The following is a 25715-nucleotide window of genomic DNA, read 5'->3' as shown; positions in this document are numbered from 1 at the left end:
CAGTCTCAGGCGGTCAGTGAGCGCCGCCGTGGCGTGACGGGACGCGCCGGGGCGCGGCGGTTCGCGGGTTGGCCCCGCGCGGCGGGCGGGGGCCCGGCGCGGGGCGGATCGGCGGCAGGGTTCGCGCGGGTCCGCTGCCAGAGCCGGGCGTCGCGCCCGTAGAAGTCCGGGCGGAACCGGAGGGTGCCGTCTGGGTCCGCGAAAGCGGTCTCGTAGACCAGGAAGACCGGCACCGGGTGCGGCAGGGCGAGGCGGGTGGTCTCGCCCGTCGTGATCCCGCGGTCGATGGCCTCGACCGGTTCCTCCATCAGCAGGGCGGCGAGGTCGCGGGGGTTCTCCACGCGGATGCAGCCATGGCTCAGTCGCCGGTCGTCGCGGGCGAAGACGTGCCGGCCCGGGGTGTCGTGCAGGTAGACGTCGAAGCGGTTGGGCATGTCGAGCATGAGGTAGCCGAGGCCGGCATCGGGGCCTGCGCGCTGCTCGACCTCTCCGTCGTCGCGGAGGACCATGTTGTTGCGAGCGAGGTAGTCGGGGTCGCGGCGGATCCTCGGCAGCAGTTCGGCGTCCACGATGTCCTTCGGGACGACCCAGGGAGGGTTGAGGAAGATCCCCTCGATCTCCGTGCGGAACTCGGGGCTCTGGTCGCGCTCGGCGTCGGCGCCGACGACGACACGCGCGGAGAAGACCGGGCGGTCCGCGCGGTAGAGGACGACGCGCTGGTCCGCCACGTTCACCCAGACGCGGTCGGGTGGCAGCGCGCGCGGAAGCCAGCGCTGGCGTTCCAGGTTGGCCTCGAGCATGCGCCGGCGGTCGGCGGCGGCCCGGCCGGCGGGCGCGGGGCCCGGGGTCCCTTCCGCCAGGGCCCGGCGCAGCGCGGCGTAGGACGGCGTAGCCGGCGCGAGCGACTCGAGCACCGCGGCGGGGTCCGGGCTGCCGATCGCGGCATCGAGGGCGGCGGCGACGTCCACCCGATCCGGCGTCAGCGCCTCGGCGGGGCGGCGGCGGTCGGCCGGGACGACGCCGTGTGCCAGCGCATCGGCGTAGGAGAGGACGGCATCCGACAGCAGCCATTCGCGGTCGGGCGGCGCCAGTTCCGCGGCGCGCCGCAGGGCCGCGGCGTGGAAGAGTTCGGGGTCCAGGCCGTGGGCCTCGGCGCGCAGGACGGCGGCGACGAGTGCCTCCGCCGCGTCCCCGCGGTCTGGCCAGACCGGCTGGAAGCGGTGCCGCGCGTAGAAACGCCGCAGGAGGGCGACGTTCAGCCGCTCGCCGGCGGCCGTGTCGGGGATGCTCTCCTGCGGCGGGTCGGGCTCGGGCGGCGGTCCGGGTTGGGGTCGCCGCACGGCGAAGGCGGGCGGGTCGGCGGGCGCGATCGTGCCGCAGGCCGTGAGGCCGAGCGTCGCGAGGAGCGCGGCGGGGCCGCCGGCCAGGGCGGCCCGCCGCGTGACCCCGGCCGGGGTCGCGACGCTCCGCTGACCCGGTGCCCGGACCGTGGTGAAGGTGAAGCCGAGAGCCATGCCAGACCTTTTCCGACCCGCGCACGAAACTGTTGGGTGGACGACGCTCGGATTGTTGCGTTTCAATTCCGAGGCGCCCACTGAGTCGCGCAAGGGAGAAGCAGATGCTCGAGATTTCCGGAAGCCTGGTCCGCCGCGTCGTTCCCGTGGCGGTTGTCGCGCTTTCAACGATGGTGCTCAGCGCCTGCGCCCAGGACCCGCCGCCGGCCCCGGCCCCGGCCCCCATGGTGGCGCCCGCGCCGGCCCCGGCGCCGGCTCCTGCCCCCGTCCGGGTGCCGCGCGCCCGCGGGTAGTTCGGCGCGCTGCGCGGCGTGCCGTAACCGGCCCGGGTGCGTGTCTCCGGGCCGCACGCGGCTTCGAGCGGTTACGGCGGCGCCACGCAGTGACGCATAGACGTGGCGCCGGGCGGATCGCGTCCGCCCGGTGACGCGGTTGCCGGCGGAGCCGGACCGGCCGCGGGAGCATTGGCCCTGCCGTGCCCGTCCGTCCGGGGGTCGTCACGAACGGCGCGCCTCGAAGGTTGGGCGTCGATCGACGGACGTGCGAGCGGTTGGCTCGCCGGCAGCCCCGCACGGACCGGGTTTTCCTTCGGGGTCACACGCGGCCCGGTGACGGCAGACCCGGCCCGGCGCGGCGCCTTCGCGGCATCGGTTGGGTCAGCGCGGCTTTCGGAGCGGCGAGGTGAGGTCCGGCCGGCGCGGCGACGGCCGACGAGGGCGGCGCCGACCGTTGCGGGCCGCCCGCCGGGGGCCGCCCGTGGGGGGCGACGGTACGTCGCCCGGGCAGCGGACGCGCCCGGGATGCGCGCCGCTGCGGGAGGCGGGTCCTATTCCTCCCAGACGCGGGTGGCGGAAACCTTGCGGAGGATGCCCTTCGCGCGCTCCGACTGGTCCGCGTTCATCGGCGTGACGACGACGATCAGTCCGGCGTGGTCGGTCTGCGCCTCGCCCTGCGTGCCGGCGGAGCGCGCGGCGCCCTCGCTCAGCGCGCCGGCGCCGGCACCGGCGGCGACGCCGGCCGCGACGGCCGGCAGGGCCGCGCCGCCCGTGGCGACCACCGCGCCGGCGGCCGCGAAGGCCGCGGCGACGCCGGCGGTGCTGGTACGGAGGATGCGGATGTTGCGCTCCTCGTCATCGCGCAGGGGCTCGTCGGTCTCCTTCGGGATCACCGTCTCCTCGCGCGCGGTGGCGCGGGGCTGCGCGTCGGCGTGCTGGACGGCGAGCTGGGCGCGGGGGATCGCCTCGCCCTCGAGGTAGGAGAGGGCCTCGTCGGCCTCCGCCTGGGTGCGGAAGGACGCGTGGACCCGCGGGTAGTGGGTGGGTTGGGGGGTCTCGGGCATCGGCGTCACTCCGTTCTGTCGGGGGGAGCAACGCCGGCCGCGGGGGACCGTTGCGGGCCGCTCGTGGTCCAGGTGGCGCAGGCGCGCGCGGCCCTGGGGAGGCGCCGCCTCCCAAGACCCCTCGGCCGGGGTGCCGACGGGCACCCCGAACCCCGCGAGATGTTGGACGTCCGGGCTTCCGACGGGGACGTCGGAAACGGATCGCGGGTCCGGGGAGAGCGTCCGCTCTCTGGTGGCAGGGGTGGGAGGAGGTCCGGGGGACGGCAAGGCCTCACCCGGGGCCAATGGCGAGACCCCCGTTCAGATCACCTGAAACCGCGCCCGCGCCGCGCGCTCGATGGCGCCCGCGACGAGACGGTCGATGTCGAGCGCGATGCGGAAGTCCTGGAGGAAGCGGAGTTCCTCCTGGCTGAGCTCTCCGTCGGCCGCGCCGACCTCGCAGGCCAGGAGGTAGGCGGTCTCGCGCAGGCGCGGGGGCAGGGCCTCCCGGATCATCTCGGCCGCGTGGTCGAGGCCGTCGGGGGTTTCGAGGAGGCCGAGGACGGTTTCGGTCACCGTCCCGATCTCCGCCGCGTGGAAGTTGGCGAAGGCGGGAAGCTCGCGCACGAGGCGGGACATCATGCCGAGCTCGGCGTCTGACATGCTGCGATCGCAGACGCCCATGAGCACCATGGAGCAGACCAGCGCTTCCTGGGCCGAGAAGCGGGCGATGGGGTCGGACCCGGAGGGGAGCATGTCCATGGCGGTCGCAGGGTTTGCCGCCCCGGGCCGGCGGGTCAACGAGTTTCGCGATCACCTTGGATGGAGGGAGGGGCCGGCGCGGCTTGCGACAGGAAGTCGCGGGTGAGGCGGACGGCGTCCCGGAGGCCGACGCGGCGGGTTTCGACCCCCTGCGGCAGGCCGGCGAGGAGGCGGGTGGGGGCGCGGGCGTCGAGGGTCACGAAGACGCCGCGGTCGTCGGCGCGGCGGATCAGGCGGCCGAAGGCCTGGCGCAGGCGGTGGCGGGCGATGGCGTCGTCATAGGCCTTGGGACGACCGTGGGAGAGGTGGAGGCGGCGTTCTCGGTGCAGGATGGTCGGGCGCGGCCAGGGCATGCGGTCATAGACCAACAGGCGGAGGGAGCGTCCGGGGACGTCCACGCCGTCCCGCAGCGCGTCGGTGCCGAGGAGACAGGAGTCTTCCTCCGCCCGGAAGACGTCCACGAGGGTGGCGTTGTCCATCGCGTCCACGTGCTGGGCGTAGAGGGGGAGGCCGGCGGCCTCCAGGCCCGGGGCCATGCGGGCATGCGCGTCGCGGAGGCGACGGATCGCGGTGAAGAGGCCGAGGGCGCCGCCGTGGCTGGCCTTGAACAGGGCTTCCATCGCGGCCGCCGTCTGGTTGGCGTCGCGGGCGACGTCCGTCACCACGAGGGCCATGGTCTGCCCCGCGTAGTCGAATGGGGAGGGGACGGCGGCGCGGATCGCGGGGCGTGGGAGGTGCGCGGCGCCGGTGCGGGCTTCGGCTTCGACCCAGGCGGATTCCGGGTCGTCCTCCCCAGTGTCTCGGAGGGTGGCGGAGGTGACGACGAGCCCGTGGGCGGGCGCGGCGACGGCGGCGGCGAAGGGCTCGGTGGGGTCGAGGTGATGGCGGTGGAAGGCGGCGTCGGCAACCGCGCCGCCGCGGCGGGTCAGGGCGAGCCAGTCCACGTGGGGGCGGCGCTGTCCCGGTTCCGTCGGCGGGGCGCCCAGGGCGGAGAGCATGGCGCGCCAGGCGGCGAGGGGGCGTAGCGCCCGGCGGTCCACGACGCGGCGGGCCGTGTCCAGGCGGATGCGGTCGCCGAGTTCGAGTTCGGCGTCGGGGTCTTCCAGCAGGTTGGTGATGTGTTCGTTCAGGGCCTTCAGCGGGGTCTCGATGCGACGCAGGGCTTCCTCGAGCGCGGCGCCGGCTTCCGCCACGCCGGGGGCGAGGGGGTGGAGGTCGCATTCCGCGTCGTAGCCGGGATCGGAGTCTTCGCTGCGGGCCGTGACCTGGGCGGCGATGGTGCGGAGGAAGGCCTCCGCGCGGTTGGTCGCGGCGGGGACGCCGGGGAGGGGCCTGCCCTCCTCGTCCTCATGCTCCTCCGGTTCAGCGGGGTCGCCGAGGCGGCTGTTCCAGCCGGGGCCAGGGAGGGCGCCGGCGTGGCGCAGGGCTTCCTCGACCAGCGGCATCAGGGCGGGGTGATCGCCCGTCACCTCCTCCAGCCGGCGGCGGAGGCCGCGGGCGCGGCCGCGGGAGCCCTCCGCGCCGAGGAGCCAGCGGCGGAGTTCGGCCATCTCGCCGCCGCTGATCTCGGCGGAGAAGGCGGAATCGGCGGCGTCGAAGATGTGGTGGCCTTCGTCGAAGACGTAGCGGAGGGCGGGGCGGTCCTCGCCGCCGCCCAATGCCGCTTGCACCATCACCAGGGCGTGGTTGGCGATGACGAGGCGCGCGGTGCGGGCGCGGCGGATCGTGTGTTCCACGACGCATTTGCGCCAATGCGGGCAGGCCGCGTGGATGCATTCGCCGCGGCGGTCCGTCAGGCCGGCGACGTGGCCCCAAGGGAAGAGTTCGGCGATCCAGCCTGGGAAGTCGCCGCCCTGCATGTCGCCGTCGCGCGTGGCGAGTGCCCAGCGGGCGACCAAGGCCAGCGCCAGTTGTCGCGACGGGAGGGCGCCGGAGACCGCTTCCTCATACGAGAGCAAGCAGAGGTAGTTCTCGCGGCCCTTGCGGATGACGACGTGGCGGCGGCGCTCCTCCGGGTCCGGGAACAGTCGCACCAGTTCCTGGTCGATCTGGCGCTGGAGGTTGCGGGTGTAGGTGCTGATCCAGACGGGCGCGCCGTTGCGCTCGGCCCAGAGGGAGGCCGGGGCGATGTAGCCCAGTGTCTTGCCGGTGCCCGTGCCGGCTTCGGCCAGGACGAGGGCGGGCTCGCCTTCCACCTCGCGCGGTGCGAAGGCGAGGGCGGCGGCGGAGGCGTAGTCGGCCTGGGCGGGACGCTGCTCCGCGCCCTCGCCGAGGATGTCGGCCAGGCGGCGCCGGGCATCGCTGGGCGATACCGTGAAGGAGGAGGCGGGTGGCTGCTGCGCCGTCTCCTCCCATTCGGGGAGGCGGCGCCAGACCTTCAGGGGTTCGTTGGAGGGCTTGGCGTCGGACTGGCCCAGTGCTGCCAGGACGCTCTGCGCCCAGGGCCAGCCCATGCCCTTGCCGAGATGGGCGGCGAGGATCGCGGCGTCGCGGTTGGGCATGCTGGTCCGCGACCCCGAGAGACGGCGCAGGATGGCGGTGGCGATGTCGGGGAGCAGAATCGCCGCGGCCTCGTCGTCGCGCGGCGGGTCGAGGTCGAGCGCGAGGGCCAGGCCGCGGGGCGTGGGTGCCGCGAGTTGGGCGGGCAGGGCGTAGGCGAAGAGTTCCAGCAGGTCGAAGGACGCCGCGAAGGGCGGCAGGCCGATGCGGCGCGCGGTTGCCGGCGCATGGACGAGCATCGGCGGCGGCAGGTGGTCGAGGCGCCGCGACAGGTCGCGGGTGGACAGCGTCTCGATCTCGCCGTCGGGGGTGAGGAGCGTGCCGCGGCCGATGCCGGCGACCAGGGCCGGCGCCTCGGGCAGCAGCAGGCGCGGGGCGGCGACCGGCGGGGGCATCGGGGGGTGTCTAGCCCGGCGCGGCGGGCGGGGCGACCCGGGGTGTTCGCGTTTCGGGCCCTTTCCGACGGGGCGGTCGTGCGGGGAGCGGGATGCCTGCGTGGGGGGACGGCGGTTCCGGGCTGACCGGCGATGCCGGCCACGCGTCACCGTCCGGACGGTGACGCGCGTTGAGAACCCTCTGCCTCCCACGTCGGCGGGAGGCCGCTGCGAAGCGGGGCGGCGATGGTGCCGAGGACATCAGCACCCCGGGGAGGGGCGCTGAAGGGCTTGGCCTACCAGCCGTAGATCGCGCCGGTGCGGAGCCGCGGCAGTTCCTGCGCTGGCGGCAGGCCGATGTCGGAGCGTAGGTGGTTCGGCAGGTCCGCGACGGCCGCCGCATCACCGCGGGCGGAGCGCGTCCACAAGGCGCCGAGTGCGGCGAAGAGGCCGTCGCGGGCGGGCCGCGGGGTGGCGGAGAGGGCGGGCAGGGCCGCGATCGTGGTGCTCATGGCGTCGTTCTCGTCGTGATGGCCGCCCGTTGAGCCGGGCGCGCCGTGTGTGACGCGGGGTGTACGGGCGCGACGTCACGGTTCGATCGCGCGCAGCAGCGCGGCGGGTCGCATCGGTCGCGTGAAGTTGCGTGCGGCGCGCGGCAGGGCTGCGCGGCGCGGTGCGGTCGGTCGTCGCGTGGTGTCGCGACCGGTCGCGCGACCTACCTTCGTAGATCATCTTTCTCGTCATGCCGCCGTCGGACACGAACTCGGCGCCGGTGACGAAGCCGCTCTCGGGGCCGAGGAGCCAGGCGGCGAGGGCGGCGATGTCCTCGGGGCGGCCGACGCGGCCAGCGGGGTGCTGTTCGTGGTCGCGGCGGGAGGGTTCGTCCCCCGTCACGTTGATCCAACCGGGGGAGATGACGTTCGTGCGGATCTCGGGGCCGAGGGAGATGGCGAGCGCGTGGGTGAGCGCGACGAGGCCGCCCTTCGAGGCGGCGTAGGATTCGGTGTCCGGTTCGGACTGGTGGGCGCGGGTGGAGGCGATGGCGACGATTGAGCCGTGCGCGGCGCGCAGCAGGTCCTCCGCCGCACGGGCCAGGAGGTAGGTGGAGGTCAGGTTCGTCGCGATGACGCGGGACCAGTCCTCCAGCGCCAGGTCGCGCAGGGGCTTGCGGACCATGATGCCGGCATTGGCGACGAGGCCGTCCAGGCGGCCTTCGCGGCGCGTATGCCGGCGATCAGCGTGCGGACGGCGGATTCGTCGGCGGTGTCGGCGGCGGCGTGGCGGCCGTTCGGGACGGGTTCGGCGTCCTTCAGGTCGGCCGTGACGACGTGCCAGCCATCGGCGGAGAGGCGCCGCGCGATGGCGCGGCCGATGCCGTGGGCGCCGCCGGTCACCAGTGCCACGCGCTTGCCGTCGCTCATCCTCGTCGTCCCCCGATGCGGGCGCCGAACGCTCAATCCGGGCGGATGTTGCTCGTCGTGATCAGGTCGCGGAACAGAGGGACCTCCCGGCGCAGGCGGTCGGCGAGCGGGGCGGGGCCGTCGAGGAGGAGGGCGACGCCGGATTCCTCCATGCGGCGGGCGAGCGGGGTGCCGTGGGCGAGGGGGGCGACTTCCTCGGCCAGGCGCGCCACCACCTCCTCCGGCGTGCCGCGGGGGGCGAAGAGGGCGTACCAGATGGTGATGCCGAACCCCGGCGCGGCCTCGGCGACTGCGGGCACGTCGGGGAGCTGCGGGATGCGGCGCGGCGTCGTGACGCAGAGGGCGCGGAGGCGGCCGTCCCGGAGATGCGGCATGGCCTCGACCATGCCGACGACGAGCGTGTCCGTGTCGCCGGCGTAGAGGGCGTTCGTGGCGGGGGCCATGCCACGGTAGGGCACGTGCAGCAGCGGGATGTTCGCGCGGGCGCGGAGGAGTTCGCCGGCGAGGTGCGTCGTGCTGCCGTTGCCGGAGGAGCCGTAGGACAGGGCTTCGGGGCGGTCGCGGGACTTCGTGACGAGGTCGGCGAGGTCGCGCAGGTGATGGTCGGGCCGGACGAGCAGGGCGAGCGGCGCGTCGGTCGCGAGGGTGACGGGGACCACGTCGCGAAAGGGGTCGTAGCCCGGGTTCTGCATGAGCGAGGGCAGGATCGCGATCGAGGAGGTGGTGAAGAGCAGCGTGTGGCCGTCATTGGCGGCGACCGCGGCCTGCACGCCGAGCGCGCCGCCGGCGCCGGGGCGGGGCTCGACGATGAAGGGCTGGCCGAGGCGGTGCGTCAGGTGTTCGGCGATGAAGCGTGCGGGGACCTCGGTCGGGCCGCCGGCGGCGAAGGGGACGATGATGCGCACGGGGCGGCTGGGCCAGCGGGGCTGGGCGATCGCGGGCGTCGCGAGCAGGGGGCGGCCAGCAGGCTTCGCCGCGCGGTCAGCATGCATTTCCTCCGTTGGCGTGGACGGTCGCATCAATGGTTGACCTGATCAACTGATTGACGGGCCTTCCGCGCGATGGTGAAGAACGGGGCGGGACGGGCGGGGGGTCTGCCATGCGGCGGCGCGCGGTGTTCGGGCTGGCGGGGCTGGCCGTGGCGGGCGGCGCGACGGCGCAGGGGCGGCCGGCGCGGCTGATCGTGCCTTTCGCGGCGGGCGGGCCGGCGGACATATTCGGGCGGATCTTCGCGGAAGCGTTCTCCGCGTCGCTCGGCGCGCCGGTGGTGATCGAGAACCGTGCCGGTGCGGGCGGCGTGATCGGGACGGAAGTCGCGGCGCGTGCGGCGCCGGACGGCACGACCTTCGGCTTCACCGGGCCGGGCGCACTGTCGGTGGCGCCGGCGATGCCGGGGGCGATGCCCTTCGACATCTGGCGGGACCTCGCGCACCTGACGGTGGTCGTGAAGGTGCCGGAGGTGCTGGCAGTAAACGCGCGCGGGCCGCACCGGGACGTGGCGGCGCTGGTGGCCGCGGCAAAGGCGGCGCCGGGGGCGCTGAACTTCGGCTCAGCCGGGGTGGGATCGCTGACGCACCTGGCGGGCGCTCTCTTCGCGAGCGAGGCGGGGATCGAGGTGACGCACGTCCCCTACCGCGGCGCGGCGCCGGCGGCGACGGACCTGCTGGCCGGGCGGATCGAGTACATCGTGGCCGACGTGCCGGTACTGAAGCCGCACATCGATTCCGGCGCGATGCGGGCGCTGGCGGTCACCACGGCGTACCGCGTGCCGCTGCTGCCGGACGTGCCGACGACGGCAGCTCGGCATGCCCCGTGTGATCTCCGACAACTGGTATGGTTTGGCGGTGCCCGCGACGACACCGGCGCCGATGGCCGAGCGGTTCCACGCCGCGGCGGTCGCGGCGTTGCGGAGCGAGGCGCTGGTGCGCGCCTTCGCGGCGCAGGCCGGGGAGGCCTCGCCCATGTCGCGGGAGGAGTACCTGGCCTTCCTGCGGGCCGAGGCGGGGAAATGGGCGCCGGTGGTACGGCGCGCGGGCGTCAGCGCGCTATGATCCGGACGGAGATGCGGGGACGGGTCCGGCTTTTGGTGCTCGACCGCGCGGCGAAGCGGAACGCGCTGGATCGCGCGATGACCGAGGCGCTGATCGCCGGGCTGCGCGAGGCGGGTGAGGATCCGGCCGTCGCGGCGGTGGTGATCCGCGCGGAGGGCGCGTTGTTCTGCGCCGGCGGGGACCTCGAGGAAATGCGGCCGATCCGCGGTGACGCCGCGCTCTACGATGCGCGCGTCGCGCTGACAGAGGCGATGCTGCGGGCGCCCGGCGAGTGTGCGAGACCGGTGGTCGCGGCGGTGCAGGGGACCGCGGTCGGGACCGGGGCGGTGCTGGCGCTGGGCTGCGACATGGTCGTGGCAGCGGAGGACGCGTGCTTCGCTTTTCCCGAGGCGCAGCACGGCATCTTCCCCTCCATCCTGCCGCCGATCTTGTCGCCGCACCTGCCGCGGAAGCGGGCCTTCGAGGTGATGGCGACGGGCGGGACGGTGCCGGCGGAGGAGGCGCTGCGCTGGGGCATGGTGAACCGCGTCGTACCGCCCGCGGCGCTGGTCGGCGAGGCGGTCGCGTTGGCCGAGGCCGCGGCGACGCTGCCGCCCGCGGCGATTGCCGCGCTGAAGCGGGTGCTGGCGCGGGCGCCGCAAGCCGTGGCGGCCGCTCAGGACGCGGCGCGGGCCGAGCGCGTGGCCCTGGGCCCGGGGCGCCCGCTGCCGGAGCGTGCGGAATGAGGCCGCTGGAGGGGATCACCATCCTCGACCTGTCGCGGGTGCTGGCCTGCCCCTTCGCGAGCATGATCCTGGCGGAACTGGGCGCCGAGGTGATCAAGGTGGAGCAGCCGGGCACGGGGGACGAAACGCGGTCCTTCGAGCCTTTCGCGAAGGGTGAGGGCGGCGAGGAGGTCAGCGCCTACTACATGGCCTGCAACCGTTCGAAGCGGTCGGTCACCGTGAACATGCGGCACGACGCCGGGCGTGAGGTGATCCGCGGGCTGGCGCGGCAGGCCGACGTGCTGGTGGAGAACTTCCCGGCGGGCACGCTCAAGCGGCGCGGGCTGGATTATGCGTCCCTGCAGGCGGAATGCCCGCGGCTGGTCTACGTGTCCTGCACCGGCTTCGGGCAGGACGGGCCCTATGCGCGGCGGAAGGGCTACGACACCGTCTTCCAGGCGATGGGCGGGCTGATGTCGCTGACCGGCGAGCGCGGCGGCGGGCCGGTGAAGCCGGGGCTGCCGGTGGCGGACCTGACCTCCGGCTTGTGGGTCGCCATCGCCATCCTGTCGGCGCTGCACGGCCGCGAACGCACGGGGCAGGGGGGATACGTGGACGTGTCCATGTTCGACGCGCAGGTGGCGCTGCTGACGATCGCGGCGGCGCGATACTTTGCGCTGGAGGAGGTGCCGCCGCGGCTGGGGACGGAGCATCCGGGGCGCGTGCCGTCGGCATCCTTCCGCTGCACGGACGGGAAGTACCTGCACATCACCTGTTCCGACCAGCACTGGGTGCCGTTGTGCGCGGCGCTCGGCCTGGACGGGATGCAGGACGATCCGGGGCTGGCCGGGAATGCCGGGCGTCTCGCGCGGCGCGAGGAGGTGATGGCGGCGATCGGCGGGGCCATGGCGCGGCTGACGCGGGCCGAGGCCTTTGCGCTGCTGGACGCGGCGGACGTTCCGGCCGGGCCGGTGCTGAACTTGGACGAGGTGTTGTCGGACGAGCAGGTGCGGGTGCGGGGGATGGTGCGGGAATTCGCGCATCCGGTCCTCGGGTCGTTTCCGGCATTGCCGGTACCGCTGCGCTTCCAGGGCTGGGAGGGACCGCGGATCGAGCGGCCGCCCCTGCTGGGCGAGCATACGGAGGAGGTGCTTCGCGACATGCTGGGGATGGCCGCGGCGCGGATCGCCGAATTGCGGGCGGCGGGGGCTATATGACCGATCCGGTCCGCTACGCAGCGGAGGACGGCGTCGCGACCGTCACGCTGGCACGGCCGCAGGCACGGAACGCGTTGAACATGGCGATGTGCTTGGCACTTCTGGACGCGACGCGCCGGGCGGTGGCGGAGGGCGCCCGCGTCGTCGTCCTGCGGGCGGAGGGGCCGGTCTTCTGTGCGGGTGCCGACCTGAAGGAACGCCAGGGCATGACCGAGAACGACGTGCGGGCGAGGCGCCTGCGTGCCTTCGCGGCCTATGACGCGATCGAACGGTTGCCGATGCCCGCCATCGCCGTGGTGGAAGGCCCCGCGGTGGGTTCGGGCTGCGAGATCGCAGGGGCCTGCGACCTCGTCGTCGCGACGCCGGCCGCGTCCTTCCGTACGCCGGAGGCGCTGTGGGGGACGGTGGGGGCGACGCAGCGGCTGCCGCGCATCCTGGGCAAGCGGCTGGCGAAGGACATGATGTTCACCGGGCGCACCCTGTCCGCCGAGGAGGCGCGGGAGGCGGGTCTGGTGACGCGCGTCGTCGCGCCGGAGGCTCTGGAAGAGACGGTGGCGGCAATGGTCGCGACCATCGTCAAGGCGCCGCCACACGCGATGGCCGTCGCGAAGCGCTGCGTGGATGAAGGGCTGGAGCGCGATCCCCGCGGCGCGCTGGCAACGGAAATCCTGGCCATCGAGGAAATTCTGGCAGGCGATTGGCGCGCGGGCGTGGCGGGGTTCGGCAAGCCGTGAGCGACTGGGTTCCGCGCACGCTGAGTGACTTCCTGGGCGACGCCGTCGTTGCGCGCGGTGCGGAGGAAGCGCTCGTCACCCCGACGGCACGGCTGACCCATGCGGAGGTTTCCGAGGCGGCGCACCGGGTCGCACGTGCCTTGCTGGCCATCGGGGTTCGGCGCGGGGACTTCGTCGGGCTGCTGATGGGCAATGACGAGAGATGGGTCGCGTCCTTCTACGGCGCGGCGCTGATCGGGGCGGTCACGGTGCCGCTCAACACGCGCTGGAAGCCGCCGGAGATGGCCTTCGCGCTGCGTCAGGCCGGGTGCGTGGCGCTGCTGGCGGCGGGGCGGTTCCTGAAGCTCGACTTCGCCGCGATGTTGCGGGAAGCGGAGCCGGCGCTCGATCGCGCGCTGCCCGGGAAGGCGCTGCCGACGCTGCGGCACGTCGTGCTGACGGGCGAGGACGTGCCGAGCGGCGCGATGACGTGGGACGAATTCCTGCGTGACGGGGAGGGCGTGGATGTCGCGCCGGCCCGGGCCGCCGTGCGGGACGACGACACGCTGCTGATCCAGTTCACCTCAGGCACGACCTCCTTCCCCAAGGGCGTCATCCTGACGCACCACAACATGCTGCGGGACGCGCATGCCGTGTCGCTCCGCATGGGGGTCCACCCTGACGACCGCTACTTCAACTGCCGGCCCTTCTTCCACGTGGCGGGGACGACGCTGTCGCTTCTGGTGGCCCTCGTCACGCCCTGCTGCCTCGTCACGCTGCCGACCTTCGAGGCCGGAGAAGCGCTGGCGATGATGGAGGCGGAGCGATGCACGCTGACCTCCGGCAACGACTCCCTGTTCCAGATGATGCTGGCGCATCCTGACCTCCCGCAGCGGCGCCTGCACCTGCGCGGCGGCTGGGCGGCGGCTGGGCCGGCGACGATGCGGCGGATCATGGCGGAAACGGGCGCGCGCCATGTCTGCGTGGCCTACGGGCTCTCAGAGGCCTCCCCGAACGTCGTGCTGAGCGACTGGCGCGATCCGGCGGAACTCCGGATCGAAGGGCTGGCGAAGCCGCACCCCGGCGTCGAGGTTCGCATCGCCGAGGACGGGGAAATCCAGGTCCGTGGCTGGAACGTCATGCGTGGCTACCTGAACAACCCCGAGGCGACGGCCGGCGCCTTCACGGCGGATGGCTGGCTGCGGACGGGCGACCTCGGGACGCTGACGGACGACGGGCGGCTGCGCATGGTCGGGCGCCTGAAGGACGTGATCCGCGTGGGGGGCGAGAACATGGCGCCGGCGGAAGTCGAGGAAGTGCTGCTGGGCCATCCCGACGTGGAAATGGCGCAGGTGGTCGGCATTCCCGATGGACGGCTGGGGGAGGTGCCGGTGGCCTTCTGCACCGTCCGCGCCGGCGCTGCGGCGGATGAGGCGGCGCTGCTGGATTGGCTACGGCCCAAGGTCGCGAACTTCCGGATGCCGCGGCACCTGCGGATCGTGCCGGACTTCGAGCCGATCGGGATGACCGCCAGCGGGAAGGTGCAGAAGGCGAAGCTGCGGGAGCACGCGCGGGGGCTGTTCGCCGCCCCCTGATCCTGCGTGGTCAGCCGCCCGGCAGCCGCGAGGAGTGGTGATCCACGATGCGCCACGTGCCATCGGGGAGCCGCGTCATGGCCATGCTGAACCGCGACGGCTCCAGCTGCTCGGCGCCACCGGGCTGGACGCGGACGAAGGTGTAGTGGCCCGATGCGACGGCGAAGCCGGGGCTGACCTCGCGGACCGCATGCTCCCCGAAGCGCACGGCGATGGCGGACGCACCAGGGCGGACGCGCCCGAAATAGGTCGCCATGGCGTCCCGCCCCACTGTCTGCTCCCGGCTCACGCTGCCCCAGAGCCGTGCGTCCTCGGCGTAGAGCGCCGCGGCGCGCGGACCTTCGTTCGTGGCGTAGGCGGCCGCCCACGCCTCCAGGACGCGGGCCGGCGTGGTCGGCGGTTCCTGCGCGCCGGCCAGGCCGGGGATGAGGAGGAGGACCAGCAGGGCGAGGCGAAGCATGCGGGCGGCTCCTGGCAGAGACGGAACGATCGGGAATACGGGGGCTGCGCGTCAAGGTCAGGCCGGACGCTTCATATCGTATCATATGAGACGGACTAGCGGGATTGGCGGGCAGGGCTTAGATCGCGTTCAGGGAGATCCCGTACCCATGTCCCATGGCGTCACCCAGGCCGCCGCCTACGATCTGCCGGTCTTCCCCTGGCAACGCGCGCCGGAGCAGGACGGCGCGAAGGCGCGGCACCCCGTCATCGTCGTCGGTGGCGGGCTGTCCGGCCTGACCTGCGCGACGGATCTGGCGCTGCGCGGCGTGCCGGTGGTGCTGCTGGACGAGGACGACACGGTCGGCGTCCGCGGCGCCTCGTCGCGGGGTATCTGCTACGCGGAACGTTCGCTCGACATCATGGATCGCTTCGGGGTGTACGACCGCGTGCGGGCCAAGGGGGTCACCTGGTCCGTCGGGCGTGTCCTGGACGAGGCGGGGGAGGTGTACCGCTTCGACCTGGCGCAGGAGCGCCTGTCGAAACAGCCGCCCTTCATCAACTGCCAGCAATTCTACATCGAATGGTTCCTGGCCGAGCGGCTGATGGAGCAGCCGAATGCGGAGGTTCGCTGGCGGCATCGCGTCACCGGCGTCACGCCGCGCGCCGACCATGTGTCGTTGACCGTGGAGACGCCGGAGGGATCCTACGCCACCGAGGCGTCGTGGCTGGTGGACGCGACGGGGATCGCGAGCCCGATCCGGGATGCCCTGGGCGTCCGCGCGGCATCCGCACGCCACGAGGATCGCTGGATCATCCTCGACGTGCGTTTCAGCAAGGACTTCCCGAGGGAGCGCTGGACCTGGGCGCGCGCCGCCTTCAACGACGGTCGGGCGGTCTGGCAGCATCCGATGGCGGACGGGGTCTGGCGCATCGACTACCAGTTGGGGCCCGAAACGCCGGTCGAGGAGATCACGTCGGAGGAGGGAATCGCGCGGCGCCTGCGTGCGCATCTCGGCGAGGACGTGGGCGTGGAGATCGTCTGGGTCGGTCCCTGGGGCTACCGCACGCATCTTCTGGACAGCTTCCGCGCGGGTCGCACCTTCTTCATCGGCGACGCCGCGCATGTCTTCAACCCGTTCGGCGCGCGCGGCGGCAACTCCGGCATCCAGGATGCGGAGAACCTGTCCTGGAAGCTCGCGGCGGTGCTGGAAGGGGCGGCGCCGGAATCACTGCTCGACACCTATGATGCGGAGCGACGCGCGGCGGCGGCGCATAACATTAGGACGACCGCGCGGAGCATCCGCTTCCTCGCGCCGCGGTCGCCTTTCGAGCACGCGCTGCGCGACGCCGTGATGGGACTGGCACGCCGGCACGATTTCGCGCGGCGGATCGTGGACATGGGCCGGATGTCGGTGGCCTACGACTACGCGGACAGCCCCCTGACCAGTTCAGGGAGTGGTTCGGCCTTTCCGAACGCGGCGATCACCCTGCCGGACGGGACGGAGGGTGCCGTGAGCGACCTGCTGCGCGGCCCAGGCGCGAAGGGACTGGTCATTGGGGGGCCCGGGGCCGTGATGCCTGGCGGCGTCTCGCCCCGGGTGCGGGTTGTGTCGGTGGACCCGGTTTCGGGCCTGCCGCGGATCGCGGGGCCGGCGCTGGAACAGCTGGTCGGGGAGGGGGAGGTGCTGGTCATCCGCCCGGACCAGCACGTCGCGGCGCGGCTGCGTCGGCCCGATGCCGGGGCGGTCCGTGCCGCCGTCGCGCGCGCCTTCGGCGAGGACGTCATGGCGGAGGCCGCGTGAGGACCGACCCGAACATCCCCGACCCCGACGCGACGTACGCGGCGATCCTCGAAGCGAACGAGGGCTTGAGCGAGGCGGAAAGCCTGCGCTTCGCCCTGCGCCTGGCGCTGATCCTGGCGAACCAGGTTGGGGACCAGGCCGTGCTGATGCAGGCGATCCAGGCCGCGAAGGCCGGCTGACGCCGCGGCGGCCGCGGGTGTAGGGGTGGGACGCCATGGACCACGTCTCCCTCACCCAGCCCCATGCCGAGATTCGTGCGGAGGTGGCGAAGCTTTGCGCCCGGTTCCCGGGAGAATACTGGCGGAAGCTGGACGAGGCACGCGCCTACCCGACCGAATTCGTGCAGGCGCTGACGGAGGGCGGCTGGCTCGGCGCGCTGATCCCGGAGGAGCACGGGGGGGCTGGGCTGACGCTCTCGGCCGCCGCGGCGATCCTGGAGGAGATCCACCTCCAGGGCTGCAATGCCGGCGCGGTGCACGCGCAGATGTACATCATGGGGACGATCCTCCGGCATGGCAGCCCGGAGCAGAAGAGGCGCTGGTTGCCCGGGATCGCGAACGGCGAATTGCGGCTGCAGGCCTTCGGCGTGACGGAGCCGACATCCGGCACCGACACGACGGCGCTGCGCACGACGGCCCGGCGGGAAGTCGACCACTACGTCGTCAACGGCCAGAAGATCTGGACCTCCCGCGCCGAGCATTCGGACCTCATGCTGCTGCTGGCGCGCACGACGCCGCGGGACCAGGTGGCGAAGAAGACCGATGGTCTCTCCACGCTCGTCGTGGACATGCGGGCGGCGCTGGGCAACGGCCTTACCATCCGCCCGATCCGCACGATGATGAACCACAATTCCTGCGAGGTCTTCTTCGACAACATGCGCGTGCCCGCCGACAACCTGGTGGGCCAGGAAGGGCGTGGCTTCCGCTACGTGCTGGACGGGATGAACGCGGAGCGGCTGCTCATCGCCTCCGAATGCATCGGGGACGCCAAGTGGTTCATCCGGAAGGCCGTGGACTACGCGAAGGAACGGGTCGTCTTCGGCCGGCCGATCGGGCAGAACCAGGGCGTGCAGTTCCCGATCGCCAAGGCCTACGCGCAGATGCGTGCGGCGGAGGCGATCGTGCAGCGCGGCCTCGCGCGCTTCGACGCCGGCGAGGTTCCGGGGGAAGAGGCGAACATCGGCAAGATGCTCGCGGCCGACGCGTCCTGGGCCGCCGCGGAGGCCTGCGTACAGACCCATGGCGGCTTCGGCTTCGCCGAGGAATACGACATCGAGCGGAAGTTCCGGGAGACGCGGCTGTACCAGGTGGCGCCCATCTCGACCAACCTCGTGCTGTCCTACATCGGGGAGCACGTGCTGGGCATGCCGCGATCCTACTGACGGGCGCGGTTGACTCGGTGGATCGTGCGGCGCGACGGTCCGGCCCTGCCTGGGGGAGGCGTGCCGATGAGTGTATCCGGAGAGATCACCCCCGACGGCGAGGCCGCTGCCGAGAGGATCTACCAACTCGCCTATCTCAGTACGAACCGGATGCGTGGCGATCCGGAGGAGCCTCTGCTCCTGGCCGGACTGCTCATTCAGTCGCGCCGGAACAACGTGCGGGACGGAATAACCGGAGCGTTGGTGCTGAGCGGGTCCGTCATCGCGCAGGTTCTGGAGGGCCCGCGCGAGAAGGTCGAGGCGCTGTTCGAGCGTATCAGGTGGGATGACCGCCACGGACAGATCATGATCATCGAACAAGGGTTCGTCCCCGAACGCGCCTTCGCGGAGTGGGACATGGCCTGTGTTCCGGTCGGCCCCGACCAGGAAGCGGTCATCCGCGCGCTGGACCTGCCGACGACGGTGCCACGCCCGCCGGGCGCGGCCGGGCGCGCAGCGTCGGCGGTGCTCGATTACCTCGTGCACGCGCAGTAGCGCCGGCCGGGCGGGATCGGCAAAGGGCGGGATTGCCTGCCCCATCGTGCCGACAGGCGTTGTCGCGGATCCGTGCGCGGCGTCGCTTTCCTCAGGAACGAGTGTCGACAGCTCACGCCTGTCGCTTGCGCAGCGGGCGCGTCATGGCCTCCCCGCTGCGGGCGAAGCCGATCGCCTCGAGGAAACGGGGATCGGCTGCCGTGGCCTCCATGGCGTCGCAGCCGGCCTGGCGCGCCGCCTGCGACGCGGCCTTCACCAGCAGGCGGCCGATCCCCGCGCCCCGTTCCGCTTCCTCCACGACCAGCGCGGTCAGGCGCGCGACCGGGCGGCCGAACAGGGGCGATGGTCCCCAGGACAGGGCAACGAAGCCGATGACGGTACCTGCCCAGTTCGTCGCGACCAGGGCGGCGGCGGGACCACCCGCCACGCCTTCCAGCCGCAGGGTCGCCTCGCGCGGCGTGACGGGCTCTCCGAGGATGGAGAGCAGGGCGGCGATTTCCGTGGCATCCGCGGGTTGGGCTCCGCGGATGTCCACGCCGGCCCTTACGCCGGACATGGGCCGCCGCTCACCAGCCCTCGGTGCCCGGGGCGCCCTTGATGGGGCCGGTGATGTCCGGGGTGATCCAGCCGCCGTAGAAGCCGCCGGGCTGCGGGGTCACGCGGTCCTCTCCGACCCAGCAGGCATCCATCGGGCCGGCGTAGAGGGCGACGTGGCCGGCGATCTCGGCGAAGGCGGGCGACGGATCGGGGTAGGACCAGGCGACACGGCGGGCGACCGTGCCGTTGGCGGTCACGTCGAAGTACCGGGCGCGACCCTTCCATTCGCAGAAGGAGGAGCCGGTCGCGGGGACCAGGGCTCCCGCCGCGAAGGAGGCTTCGGGCAGGTAGTAGGTCGGGGGGTGGAAGGTCTCGAGCACGCGCCACGCCTCGACCGTGTCGGCGATCGTGGTGCCGGCGAGGACGACCCGGATGCGCTTCGGCGTGCGTTCCAGGCGTGGCGGACGGGGGTAGTCGCGGACGTTTTCGGTCACAGGTGCTCGGTGGTTTCCTGGGCGGGGCCGCGGCGCGGGACGAAGCGGCCGATCGCCTCGGCGATGCCGTAGCGGACGAGGGCCGGGACGGCCAGCACGGACCCGCTGACCGGGCCGAGGGTAAGGGTGCGCTGGCGACCGAGCGCGCGCAGGGCGGATTGGGCCACGTCGGATGGGTGCTGCGCGCCTGGCAGGTTTGGCCCGAAGCCCGACCGCTTCGCGAAGCGCGTGCGGGTCGCGGTGGGGCAGAGGGCGAGGATGTCCACCGGCTCGGACGCCAGTTCCGCGCCGAGGGCTTCGGTGAGGGAGAGGTCGAAGGCCTTCGTCGCCGCGTAGGTCGCGAGACGCGGCACGGGGAAGAAGGCGACGTCGGAGGAGGTGACGATGGCCCCCGCGCGCGACCCGTTGGCCCGCGCGCGGTCCAGCATCGCCGGCAGCAGGCGGCGGAGCAGGACGAGCGGCGCAAGCGCGTTCAGCGCCAGCGTCTCGCGCAGCGCATGCTCGTCCTGCGCCAGGAGGTCGCCGTAGGGGCCGGTGCCCGCGTTCAGTATGATGAGGTCGGGCGCGAAGGTCCCGGCCGCGGCGGAGAGGGCGTCGAGGCCCGCTTCCGTCGTCAGGTCGGCGGGAATGACCTGCGCGGAGCCACCCTGGCCCGTGAGGTCCTGTCGAAGCAGGTCCAGCTTGCCCGCATCCCGACCGGTGAGCAGCAGGGCGGTGCCGGGGTTCAGGGCGCGGGCGAAGGATTCGCCGATGCCGCTGGTGGCGCCCGTCACGAGCGCTCGGGCATAGGTGCGGGCGGGGGACATCATCTCCCGCATCTGTGGCGCGAGGGGGCTGGCGCAACCGGCCCGGCCTGTCCGCCCGGCCGCTGCGCGCTAAACAGGGCGCGATCACGAAGGGGGAACGGGATGCCGGGCGCGCTGGAGGGGCTGCTGGTCGTCGCGATGGAACAGGCCGTCGCCGCGCCGACCTGCACGGTGAAACTGGCCGATGCCGGCGCGCGCGTGATCAAGGTCGAGCGGGCGGAGGGCGACTTCGCCCGGGGCTATGACGGCTTCGCGCGCGGGCTTTCCTCCTACTTCGTCTGGCTGAACCGGGGGAAGGAGAGCGTCGTCCTCGACATTAAGGACGACATGGACCGGGCGCTGCTGCATCGAATGATCGGGCAGGCCGACGTCTTCGTGCAGAACCTGGCGCCAGGGGCGGCGGCCCGCGCGGGGTTCGGCAGTGCCGACCTGCGAATGCAGAACCCCCGGCTGATCACCGTGGACATCTCGGGCTATGGCGAGACCGGCGAATACGCGGGCATGAAGGCCTACGACCTGCTGGTGCAGGCGGAGAGCGGGCTGGCCTCCATCACCGGGCACCCGGCCGGCCCCGGCCGCGTCGGGGTGTCCGTCTGCGACATCGCCTGCGGCATGGCCGCGCACGCGGCGGTGCTGGAAGCGTTGATCGAGCGAGGGCGGACGGGGGAAGGGCGGGCCATCGCCGTCTCCCTCTTCGACGGGATGGCGGACTGGATGAACGTGCCGCTTCTGACCTTCGAGGGGTCGGGCCGCGCGCCGAAGCGGGTCGGGCTGGCGCATCCTTCCATCTGCCCCTACGGCGCGTTCGAGACCTCGGACGGGTCGCTCGTGCTGATCTCGATCCAGAACGAGCGGGAATGGGTTTCCTTCTGTGCCCGGTTCATGGGGGAGGCGGACCTGCCCTCGCGCGAGGGCTACCGCAGCAACAACGAACGCGTGGCGAACCGTGCCGCGGTGGACGCGCATGTCGCTGCCCGCTTCGCCGGCTTGACGCGGGCGGACGCGGCGACGGCCCTGACTGCCGCAGGGACGGCATATGGCTTCGTCAACGGGGTCGAAGAGCTCGCCCGGCACCCCGCGCTCCGGCGGATGGAGGTCGCGACGCCGAACGGGCCGATCTCGATCGCCGCGCCGGCGGCGCGCGTCGCGGGGCTGGAGCCGGCGTTCGGGCCGGTGCCGGGGCTGGGGCAGGACACCGACGCCATCCGGGCCGAGTTCGCAGCGTAGGAGGCACCGCGGCACGCGGATTGCAGAACCGCCATGTGCCGTCTGCATCTGCCATCCGGACCGGGAGCCGCCCCATGTTGAACCGCCGCCACCTTCTCGGCCTCGCCGCCGCCGGCATCGCCGCGCCCGCGGTGGTGCGGGCTCAGGCGCCCTGGCCGAACCGCTCGATCCGGCTGGTCGCCCAGTTCCCGCCCGGTGGGCTCGTGGACACCGTCGCCCGGCTGCTAGTGCCTCAGATGGCGCAGGCGCTCGGGCAAAGCGTGGTGGTCGAGAACCGTGCGGGCGCCGGCGGGGTGATCGGCACCGACGTCGTCGCGAAGGCGGCGCCGGATGGCTACACGCTGCTCGTCTCGCATGCCTCGGTCCATGTCTACGGCGCGGCGACGCGGCCGTCCCTGCCCTTCGACCCGGTGACCGACTTCACCCACATGGTGCAGCTGGTCGAGGCGCCGAACATCATCCTCGTCCGCGCGAATTCGCCGTTCCGGACGCTCGACGACCTGGTCTCCGCGGCGCGGACGCGGCCCGTGCGGTTCGGGTCCTCGGGCATCGGCTCGGCGCCGCATCTGCTCGGCGCGATGCTGTCGGCCGAGGCACGGGCGCCGAACCTCGACCACGTGCCCTATGCCGGATCGGCGCCGGCGATGCAGGACGTGATGGCCGGGAACATCGAATGCATGGTGGACCCGATCACGACGAACACGCAGCAGATGCGCGACGGGTCCCTGCGCGCGCTGGCCGTGTCCTCCCCGCAGCGGCTCGCGATGTTCCCCAACGTACCGACCTTCGCGGAGCTGGGTTTCCCGAAGCTGACGTCGTCCCAGTGGCTCGGCCTCTCCGCGCCGAAGGGGCTCCCGCAGCCGATCGTGGAGCGGCTGACGGCCATCGTGCCGCCGATCCTGGCGCGGCCGGAACTGGCGGCGCGCTTCACGGACTTGCAGACCATGCCGCGCAACCCGCCGCCGACGGGGGAAGCGTTCGTTGCGATCATGCGGCAGGAGATCGCGGACTGGACGGCGGTGGCGCGGCAGTTCTCGATCGTGGTGAGCTGACGTGCTGGGCTGAAGCGGGGCCGCGCGCCGGCGCGATGCAGCGGGGTTCGGCGTCGGCGCGCCATCATGCCGACGGTCCGGTTACGGCTGCTGCGGGGCCGGAACGTTGCGGGGCGCGCGGGCCGGTCCAAGATGCCGAGGCGACAGCCGTTCGATCCCATCCACGCGACCGAAGCCGAGGAGCCGTTCCCCCATGCGCATCCCCCTGCCGCGCCGCATTGCGCTGCTCGCCCCCTCCTCCCTCGTGTTCGGAACAGGGCGGGCGCGGGCGCAGCCCCGTTCCGTCGTGGAACGGACGGCGCGGGTGGTCGTGGGCTACCCGCCGGGCGGGCCGACCGACACGGTCGCGCGGCTCGTCGCGGAGCGGCTTCGGGGCACCTACGCGCCGACGGTCGTCGTGGAGAACCGGCCAGGCGCCGCGGGGCGCCTCGGCGTCGAGGCAGTGAAGGCGGCGGCGCCGGACGGCACGACGTTGCTGTTCACGCCGGCCACCGTGATGACAATCTTCCCGCACGTCTACCCGCGCACGACGCGCTACGACGCGCTGGCAGATTTCGCGCCGGTCAGCCCGGTCTGCGCCTCCCCCTATGCCTTCGCGGTGCGGTCCGACCACCCGGCACGAGACCTCGCGGCCTTCGCGGCCTGGGCGAAGGCGCAGCGGGATCCCGCGCCCTTCGGCTCGCCCGCGGCGGGGGCCGGGCCGCACTTCGTCGGGGTGAAGCTGGCCCGCGCGCTCGGGATCGAGCTGACGCACGTCCCCTACCGCGGCACGGCGCCGCTGCTTCAGGACCTGCTCGCGGGGCAGGTGCCCGCGATGGCGCTGCAGGTGGGAGACGTGGCGGAGCTGCACCGGGCGGGGCAGGCGCGGATCCTCGGCGTGACCGCGGAGGCGCGGCTGCCCGCGCTGCCCGATGTGCCGAGCTTCGCCGAACTCGGCCACCCCGACATGACGGGCGAGGAGTGGTTCGGCGTGCTGCTGCCGGCGCGCGCGCCAGCACCGGTGGTCGAGGGACTGCACATGGCGATCGCCGCGGCGACCGCGACGCCGGAGCTGCGGGAGGCGTTGGGGCGCCAGCAGTTCCGTGTCTTCACGCGGGCGCCGGCAGAGTTCGCGGCACAGATCCGGGCGGAGCGCGAAGCCTGGGCGCCGGTGGTGCAGGCTTCCGGCTTCAACGCGGAGGAGTAAGGGCGGGCCGGTGTTGCACCCGTGTCTCCGGGACGCTGTGCCGCCCGGATCCCCGCGCGCACGCGAGCGTTCGCGCATTGACGGGGGCTGAAGGCAACCCCCGGACACCGCGATCCGCTCGGATGTCCGAGCCCGAAACATCCCAAGGGGTCGCGGTCCAGGGGCGCGTTCGCCCTTGGTGGGCGGGGTCCGGAGAGGCCAAAGCCCTCCTAGGCAGCCACGCGCGCCACGCGCGCCCTACAGCGCCCCCGTCAGCCGCGGCAGGAACAGCGCGATCTCCGGCACGAAGGTCACCAGCAGCATCGCACCTGTCATCGCGGCCACGAACCAGATGACCCAGGGAACGGTCGATTCCATCGAACAGTTGGCGACCCGGCAGGTGACCATGAGGTTCACGGCCATCGGCGGCGTGAAGGCGCCGATCGCGACGTTCATCGTCAGGATGATGCCGAACCAGGTCAGGTCCCAGCCGAAGGTCGCGGCGATCGGCAGCAGCACGGGCAGGAAGACGAGGAAGATTGAGATCGCGTCGATCAGCATCCCCGCGATCAGCACGATGACGGTGATGATGAGCAGCATGACCGTGGGGTCGCGCGTCAGGCCGATGAGCGAGTTCGCCAGCGCGTCGAAGGCGCCGAGCGTGCTGCCGGCATGGGCGAAGATCGTGGCCAGCGCCACGATGATGAGGACGACGGCCGAGATCTCCGCGCTGTCGCGCAGCAGGGCGTAGACGTCGATCAGCCGTAGCGACCGATAGACGAAGAACCCGACGAAGAGGCCGTAGAAGACGGCGACGACCGCCGCTTCGGTCGGGGTGAAGGCGCCGGTGCGGAGGCCGCCGAGGATGACGACCGGCGCCGCGAGGCCCCAGACCGCGCCCTTGAAGGCCTGCCAGAGCGGGATTCGCTTCTCGCCGGGGGCGGGCAGGCCGAAGTCGCCGCGGCGGGCGAGCCAGATGGCGGGCAGCAGGAGCGAGATGCCCGCGAGGAGGCCGGGGATCAGTCCGCCGATGAACAGCGCGGGCACCGAGACGCCGGGGACGAGCACGGAATAGACGATGAAGGGGATGGAGGGCGGGATGAGCACCGCCGTGGACCCCGCCGAGGCGACGAGGGAGGCGACGTAGGGCCGGGGATAGCCCTGCCGCAACATGGCCGGCAGCATCACCGCCGAGACGGCGGCCGCGTCCGCCGCGCCGGAGCCGCTGATCCCGCCGAGCACCATGCAGACGAGCACGGCGACGATCGCAAGCCCACCGCGGCGCGGCCCGACGAGGGCGGAGGCGAAGTCCACGAGCCGCTGCGCGACGCCCGAGCGTTCGAAGACCATCCCCGCGAGGACGAACATCGGCAGGGCCAGCAGCGGGTACTTCGCGATGCCCGTCCAGACGTTCGTGGGAAGGGCCATGACGCCCAGCCCCTCGATCCCGATGACGACGATGCCGGCAACGCCGAGGGCCACCCCGATCGGCGCGCCGAGGAAGAGCAGCCCGAAGAAGGAGCCGAGGAGGAGGATCGAGCCTTCGGCGATCATGCGGGGCGTCCCGCGCGCAGCACCCGCACCAGCCGCCCGAGCAGCCGCAGGCAGGCGACCACCGAGAGGACGGGCATCCAGACCGTGTAGAACCAGTTCGGGACGCCGAGGCCGGAGGAGAGGACCTCGAAGCGGTATTCGTCCCAGGTGTACATCGCGCCGAGCACGGCGAGCCCGCCGAAGAGCGCGACGGTGACGAGGATGAGGAAGACCTCGATCGCCCGCGCCGTCCGGACCGGCAGGCGTTCCGTGAAGAAGGTCATGCGGATGTGCCGGTCCGCGCCGAAGGCCGCGGCCGTGCCGAGGAAGGTCATCACGACCATGATCGCGACCGAATATTCCTCGGTGAAGGCGAAGGACACGTCGGTGAAGTAGCGGACGACGACGTTGGCGAAGGTGATCACCGCCAGCACGCCCATGGCGAGCGCGGCCAGCGCGCCCTCGATCGTCACGGGGATGCGCGGCGGCGCTTCCCCCAGCTTCAGGCCGGGGGACTGGATGTCGGCGTGCTCGGTCATGCGTCGGTCCGGGTGGGGGCGGGTCCGGCCCGTCCC

The 25715-nt window shown here is 72.9% G+C and carries 25 protein-coding genes; 11 read left to right on the top strand and 14 right to left on the bottom strand.

Translation table 11 applies throughout. The features are described from left to right. Window positions 1-5 precede the first annotated feature (5 nt). From ACE7GA_RS06545 to ACE7GA_RS06510, 8 genes are all read right to left on the bottom strand, one after another. Window positions 6-1514 carry a L,D-transpeptidase family protein gene (locus ACE7GA_RS06545; protein ID WP_376097345.1) on the bottom strand — a complete coding sequence of 503 codons (1509 nt, stop codon included), beginning with the start codon at window positions 1512-1514 and terminating at the stop codon, window positions 6-8. Window positions 1515-2340: 826 nt separating this feature from the next. Next, the gene (locus ACE7GA_RS06540) at window positions 2341-2853 is read right to left on the bottom strand and encodes a hypothetical protein (protein ID WP_376097342.1); all 513 of its coding nucleotides are present in this window, start codon (window positions 2851-2853) and stop codon (window positions 2341-2343) included. A gap of 300 nt (window positions 2854-3153) precedes the next feature. Continuing rightward, window positions 3154-3594, bottom strand: coding sequence for a tellurite resistance TerB family protein (locus ACE7GA_RS06535; RefSeq protein WP_376097339.1), 441 nt, complete (start codon window positions 3592-3594; stop codon window positions 3154-3156). Between the two features lie 35 nt (window positions 3595-3629). Further along, window positions 3630-6488 (bottom strand): ATP-dependent DNA helicase, encoded by a 2859-nt coding sequence (locus ACE7GA_RS06530; protein WP_376097336.1) that lies wholly within the window; start codon window positions 6486-6488, stop codon window positions 3630-3632. Between the two features lie 275 nt (window positions 6489-6763). Next, the gene (locus tag ACE7GA_RS06525; RefSeq protein ID WP_376097332.1) at window positions 6764-6895 is read right to left on the bottom strand and encodes a hypothetical protein; all 132 of its coding nucleotides are present in this window, start codon (window positions 6893-6895) and stop codon (window positions 6764-6766) included. Beyond that, window positions 6870-7643: an SDR family oxidoreductase gene (locus ACE7GA_RS06520; RefSeq protein ID WP_376097329.1), complete on the bottom strand. Its 774-nt coding sequence runs from the start codon at window positions 7641-7643 to the stop codon at window positions 6870-6872. The genes ACE7GA_RS06525 and ACE7GA_RS06520 overlap by 26 nt, the downstream gene beginning before the upstream one ends. Then, window positions 7577-7888, bottom strand: a complete 312-nt coding sequence (locus ACE7GA_RS06515) for an SDR family NAD(P)-dependent oxidoreductase (RefSeq protein WP_376097326.1) — start codon at window positions 7886-7888, stop codon at window positions 7577-7579. The genes ACE7GA_RS06520 and ACE7GA_RS06515 overlap by 67 nt, the downstream gene beginning before the upstream one ends. Window positions 7889-7920: 32 nt before the next feature. Beyond that, window positions 7921-8880 (bottom strand): Bug family tripartite tricarboxylate transporter substrate binding protein, encoded by a 960-nt coding sequence (locus ACE7GA_RS06510; RefSeq protein WP_376097323.1) that lies wholly within the window; start codon window positions 8878-8880, stop codon window positions 7921-7923. A gap of 107 nt (window positions 8881-8987) precedes the next feature. Here ACE7GA_RS06510 and ACE7GA_RS06505 point away from each other — a divergent pair, with 107 nt between their 5' ends. Genes ACE7GA_RS06505 through ACE7GA_RS06490 form a run of 4 tightly spaced genes read left to right on the top strand, consistent with a single transcriptional unit; the run spans window position 8988 to window position 14168 of the window. Then, complete coding sequence (locus ACE7GA_RS06505; RefSeq protein ID WP_376097320.1) at window positions 8988-10664, top strand: tripartite tricarboxylate transporter substrate-binding protein; 1677 nt, start codon at window positions 8988-8990, stop codon at window positions 10662-10664. Further along, window positions 10661-11860 (top strand): CaiB/BaiF CoA transferase family protein, encoded by a 1200-nt coding sequence (locus ACE7GA_RS06500; RefSeq protein ID WP_376097317.1) that lies wholly within the window; start codon window positions 10661-10663, stop codon window positions 11858-11860. The genes ACE7GA_RS06505 and ACE7GA_RS06500 overlap by 4 nt, the downstream gene beginning before the upstream one ends. Further along, on the top strand, window positions 11857-12594 hold the full coding sequence (locus ACE7GA_RS06495) for an enoyl-CoA hydratase/isomerase family protein (RefSeq protein WP_376097314.1): 738 nt from the start codon (window positions 11857-11859) through the stop codon (window positions 12592-12594). The genes ACE7GA_RS06500 and ACE7GA_RS06495 overlap by 4 nt, the downstream gene beginning before the upstream one ends. After that, a complete protein-coding gene (locus ACE7GA_RS06490; protein WP_376097311.1) occupies window positions 12591-14168 on the top strand; it encodes an AMP-binding protein in 1578 nt (525 codons plus the stop codon). Before ACE7GA_RS06495 ends, ACE7GA_RS06490 begins: the two co-directional genes overlap by 4 nt. 10 nt (window positions 14169-14178) lie before the next feature. On the opposite strand, the gene ACE7GA_RS06485 is transcribed toward ACE7GA_RS06490, so the two are convergent. Continuing rightward, window positions 14179-14628 (bottom strand): SgcJ/EcaC family oxidoreductase, encoded by a 450-nt coding sequence (locus ACE7GA_RS06485; RefSeq protein ID WP_376097308.1) that lies wholly within the window; start codon window positions 14626-14628, stop codon window positions 14179-14181. 148 nt (window positions 14629-14776) lie between these two features. Here ACE7GA_RS06485 and ACE7GA_RS06480 point away from each other — a divergent pair, with 148 nt between their 5' ends. The 4 genes from ACE7GA_RS06480 to ACE7GA_RS06465 all read left to right on the top strand — a co-directional run bounded on the left by ACE7GA_RS06480 (window position 14777) and on the right by ACE7GA_RS06465 (window position 18326). Beyond that, window positions 14777-16411 carry an FAD-dependent oxidoreductase gene (locus tag ACE7GA_RS06480; RefSeq protein ID WP_376097305.1) on the top strand — a complete coding sequence of 545 codons (1635 nt, stop codon included), beginning with the start codon at window positions 14777-14779 and terminating at the stop codon, window positions 16409-16411. Beyond that, window positions 16408-16590: a DUF2783 domain-containing protein gene (locus ACE7GA_RS06475; RefSeq protein WP_376097302.1), complete on the top strand. Its 183-nt coding sequence runs from the start codon at window positions 16408-16410 to the stop codon at window positions 16588-16590. Before ACE7GA_RS06480 ends, ACE7GA_RS06475 begins: the two co-directional genes overlap by 4 nt. A gap of 35 nt (window positions 16591-16625) precedes the next feature. Next, complete coding sequence (locus ACE7GA_RS06470; protein WP_376097299.1) at window positions 16626-17792, top strand: acyl-CoA dehydrogenase family protein; 1167 nt, start codon at window positions 16626-16628, stop codon at window positions 17790-17792. Window positions 17793-17858: 66 nt separating this feature from the next. Next, window positions 17859-18326 carry a BLUF domain-containing protein gene (locus ACE7GA_RS06465; protein ID WP_376097296.1) on the top strand — a complete coding sequence of 156 codons (468 nt, stop codon included), beginning with the start codon at window positions 17859-17861 and terminating at the stop codon, window positions 18324-18326. A 112-nt stretch (window positions 18327-18438) separates the two neighbouring features. Here the strand turns inward: ACE7GA_RS06465 and ACE7GA_RS06460 are convergent, their stop codons facing one another. The 3 genes from ACE7GA_RS06460 to ACE7GA_RS06450 are packed head-to-tail and all read right to left on the bottom strand — an operon-like array spanning window position 18439 to window position 20163. After that, window positions 18439-18861, bottom strand: a complete 423-nt coding sequence (locus tag ACE7GA_RS06460) for a GNAT family N-acetyltransferase (protein WP_376097293.1) — start codon at window positions 18859-18861, stop codon at window positions 18439-18441. A 31-nt stretch (window positions 18862-18892) separates the two neighbouring features. Then, window positions 18893-19357 carry a DUF427 domain-containing protein gene (locus ACE7GA_RS06455; protein ID WP_376097290.1) on the bottom strand — a complete coding sequence of 155 codons (465 nt, stop codon included), beginning with the start codon at window positions 19355-19357 and terminating at the stop codon, window positions 18893-18895. Further along, window positions 19354-20163: an SDR family NAD(P)-dependent oxidoreductase gene (locus ACE7GA_RS06450; RefSeq protein WP_376097287.1), complete on the bottom strand. Its 810-nt coding sequence runs from the start codon at window positions 20161-20163 to the stop codon at window positions 19354-19356. The genes ACE7GA_RS06455 and ACE7GA_RS06450 overlap by 4 nt, the downstream gene beginning before the upstream one ends. 102 nt (window positions 20164-20265) lie before the next feature. Between ACE7GA_RS06450 and ACE7GA_RS06445 the strand changes: the two genes are divergently transcribed. The 3 genes from ACE7GA_RS06445 (at window position 20266) to ACE7GA_RS06435 (ending at window position 23628) form a co-directional block, all read left to right on the top strand. Next, entirely contained in the window at window positions 20266-21390 is a 1125-nt protein-coding gene (locus ACE7GA_RS06445; protein WP_376097285.1) for a CaiB/BaiF CoA transferase family protein, read from the top strand. Window positions 21391-21464: 74 nt separating this feature from the next. After that, complete coding sequence (locus ACE7GA_RS06440) at window positions 21465-22442, top strand: Bug family tripartite tricarboxylate transporter substrate binding protein (RefSeq protein ID WP_376097282.1); 978 nt, start codon at window positions 21465-21467, stop codon at window positions 22440-22442. A 193-nt stretch (window positions 22443-22635) separates the two neighbouring features. After that, window positions 22636-23628 carry a tripartite tricarboxylate transporter substrate-binding protein gene (locus ACE7GA_RS06435; protein WP_376097279.1) on the top strand — a complete coding sequence of 331 codons (993 nt, stop codon included), beginning with the start codon at window positions 22636-22638 and terminating at the stop codon, window positions 23626-23628. A gap of 237 nt (window positions 23629-23865) precedes the next feature. On the opposite strand, the gene ACE7GA_RS06430 is transcribed toward ACE7GA_RS06435, so the two are convergent. Both ACE7GA_RS06430 and ACE7GA_RS06425 read right to left on the bottom strand, forming a co-directional pair. After that, a complete protein-coding gene (locus tag ACE7GA_RS06430; RefSeq protein WP_376097276.1) occupies window positions 23866-25161 on the bottom strand; it encodes a TRAP transporter large permease in 1296 nt (431 codons plus the stop codon). After that, window positions 25158-25679: a TRAP transporter small permease gene (locus ACE7GA_RS06425; RefSeq protein WP_376097273.1), complete on the bottom strand. Its 522-nt coding sequence runs from the start codon at window positions 25677-25679 to the stop codon at window positions 25158-25160. Before ACE7GA_RS06425 ends, ACE7GA_RS06430 begins: the two co-directional genes overlap by 4 nt. Between the last annotated feature and the right edge of the window lie 36 nt (window positions 25680-25715).

This window comes from Roseomonas sp. CCTCC AB2023176 (assembly GCF_042259275.1).
Lineage (GTDB): Bacteria > Pseudomonadota > Alphaproteobacteria > Acetobacterales > Acetobacteraceae > Roseomonas.
The sequence above is the reverse complement of the archived record's forward strand: the minus strand, read 5'-3'. Positions and strand labels throughout refer to the sequence as shown.

What these genes read in the sequence shown, in the direction of transcription:
- ACE7GA_RS06440 (WP_376097282.1), top strand. Translation starts at nt 21,465, where the DNA reads ATGTTGAACCGCCGCCACCTTCTCGGCCTCGCCGCCGCCGGCATCGCC.
- ACE7GA_RS06485 (WP_376097308.1), bottom strand. Translation starts at nt 14,628, where the DNA reads ATGCTTCGCCTCGCCCTGCTGGTCCTCCTCCTCATCCCCGGCCTGGCC.
- ACE7GA_RS06430 (WP_376097276.1), bottom strand. Translation starts at nt 25,161, where the DNA reads ATGATCGCCGAAGGCTCGATCCTCCTCCTCGGCTCCTTCTTCGGGCTG.
- ACE7GA_RS06535 (WP_376097339.1), bottom strand. Translation starts at nt 3,594, where the DNA reads ATGGACATGCTCCCCTCCGGGTCCGACCCCATCGCCCGCTTCTCGGCC.
- ACE7GA_RS06480 (WP_376097305.1), top strand. Translation starts at nt 14,777, where the DNA reads ATGTCCCATGGCGTCACCCAGGCCGCCGCCTACGATCTGCCGGTCTTC.
- ACE7GA_RS06495 (WP_376097314.1), top strand. Translation starts at nt 11,857, where the DNA reads ATGACCGATCCGGTCCGCTACGCAGCGGAGGACGGCGTCGCGACCGTC.
- ACE7GA_RS06500 (WP_376097317.1), top strand. Translation starts at nt 10,661, where the DNA reads ATGAGGCCGCTGGAGGGGATCACCATCCTCGACCTGTCGCGGGTGCTG.
- ACE7GA_RS06545 (WP_376097345.1), bottom strand. Translation starts at nt 1,514, where the DNA reads ATGGCTCTCGGCTTCACCTTCACCACGGTCCGGGCACCGGGTCAGCGG.
- ACE7GA_RS06505 (WP_376097320.1), top strand. Translation starts at nt 8,988, where the DNA reads ATGCGGCGGCGCGCGGTGTTCGGGCTGGCGGGGCTGGCCGTGGCGGGC.
- ACE7GA_RS06465 (WP_376097296.1), top strand. Translation starts at nt 17,859, where the DNA reads ATGAGTGTATCCGGAGAGATCACCCCCGACGGCGAGGCCGCTGCCGAG.
- ACE7GA_RS06445 (WP_376097285.1), top strand. Translation starts at nt 20,266, where the DNA reads ATGCCGGGCGCGCTGGAGGGGCTGCTGGTCGTCGCGATGGAACAGGCC.
- ACE7GA_RS06530 (WP_376097336.1), bottom strand. Translation starts at nt 6,488, where the DNA reads ATGCCCCCGCCGGTCGCCGCCCCGCGCCTGCTGCTGCCCGAGGCGCCG.
- ACE7GA_RS06470 (WP_376097299.1), top strand. Translation starts at nt 16,626, where the DNA reads ATGGACCACGTCTCCCTCACCCAGCCCCATGCCGAGATTCGTGCGGAG.
- ACE7GA_RS06435 (WP_376097279.1), top strand. Translation starts at nt 22,636, where the DNA reads ATGCGCATCCCCCTGCCGCGCCGCATTGCGCTGCTCGCCCCCTCCTCC.
- ACE7GA_RS06515 (WP_376097326.1), bottom strand. Translation starts at nt 7,888, where the DNA reads ATGAGCGACGGCAAGCGCGTGGCACTGGTGACCGGCGGCGCCCACGGC.
- ACE7GA_RS06520 (WP_376097329.1), bottom strand. Translation starts at nt 7,643, where the DNA reads ATGGTCCGCAAGCCCCTGCGCGACCTGGCGCTGGAGGACTGGTCCCGC.
- ACE7GA_RS06425 (WP_376097273.1), bottom strand. Translation starts at nt 25,679, where the DNA reads ATGACCGAGCACGCCGACATCCAGTCCCCCGGCCTGAAGCTGGGGGAA.
- ACE7GA_RS06510 (WP_376097323.1), bottom strand. Translation starts at nt 8,880, where the DNA reads ATGCATGCTGACCGCGCGGCGAAGCCTGCTGGCCGCCCCCTGCTCGCG.
- ACE7GA_RS06540 (WP_376097342.1), bottom strand. Translation starts at nt 2,853, where the DNA reads ATGCCCGAGACCCCCCAACCCACCCACTACCCGCGGGTCCACGCGTCC.
- ACE7GA_RS06450 (WP_376097287.1), bottom strand. Translation starts at nt 20,163, where the DNA reads ATGTCCCCCGCCCGCACCTATGCCCGAGCGCTCGTGACGGGCGCCACC.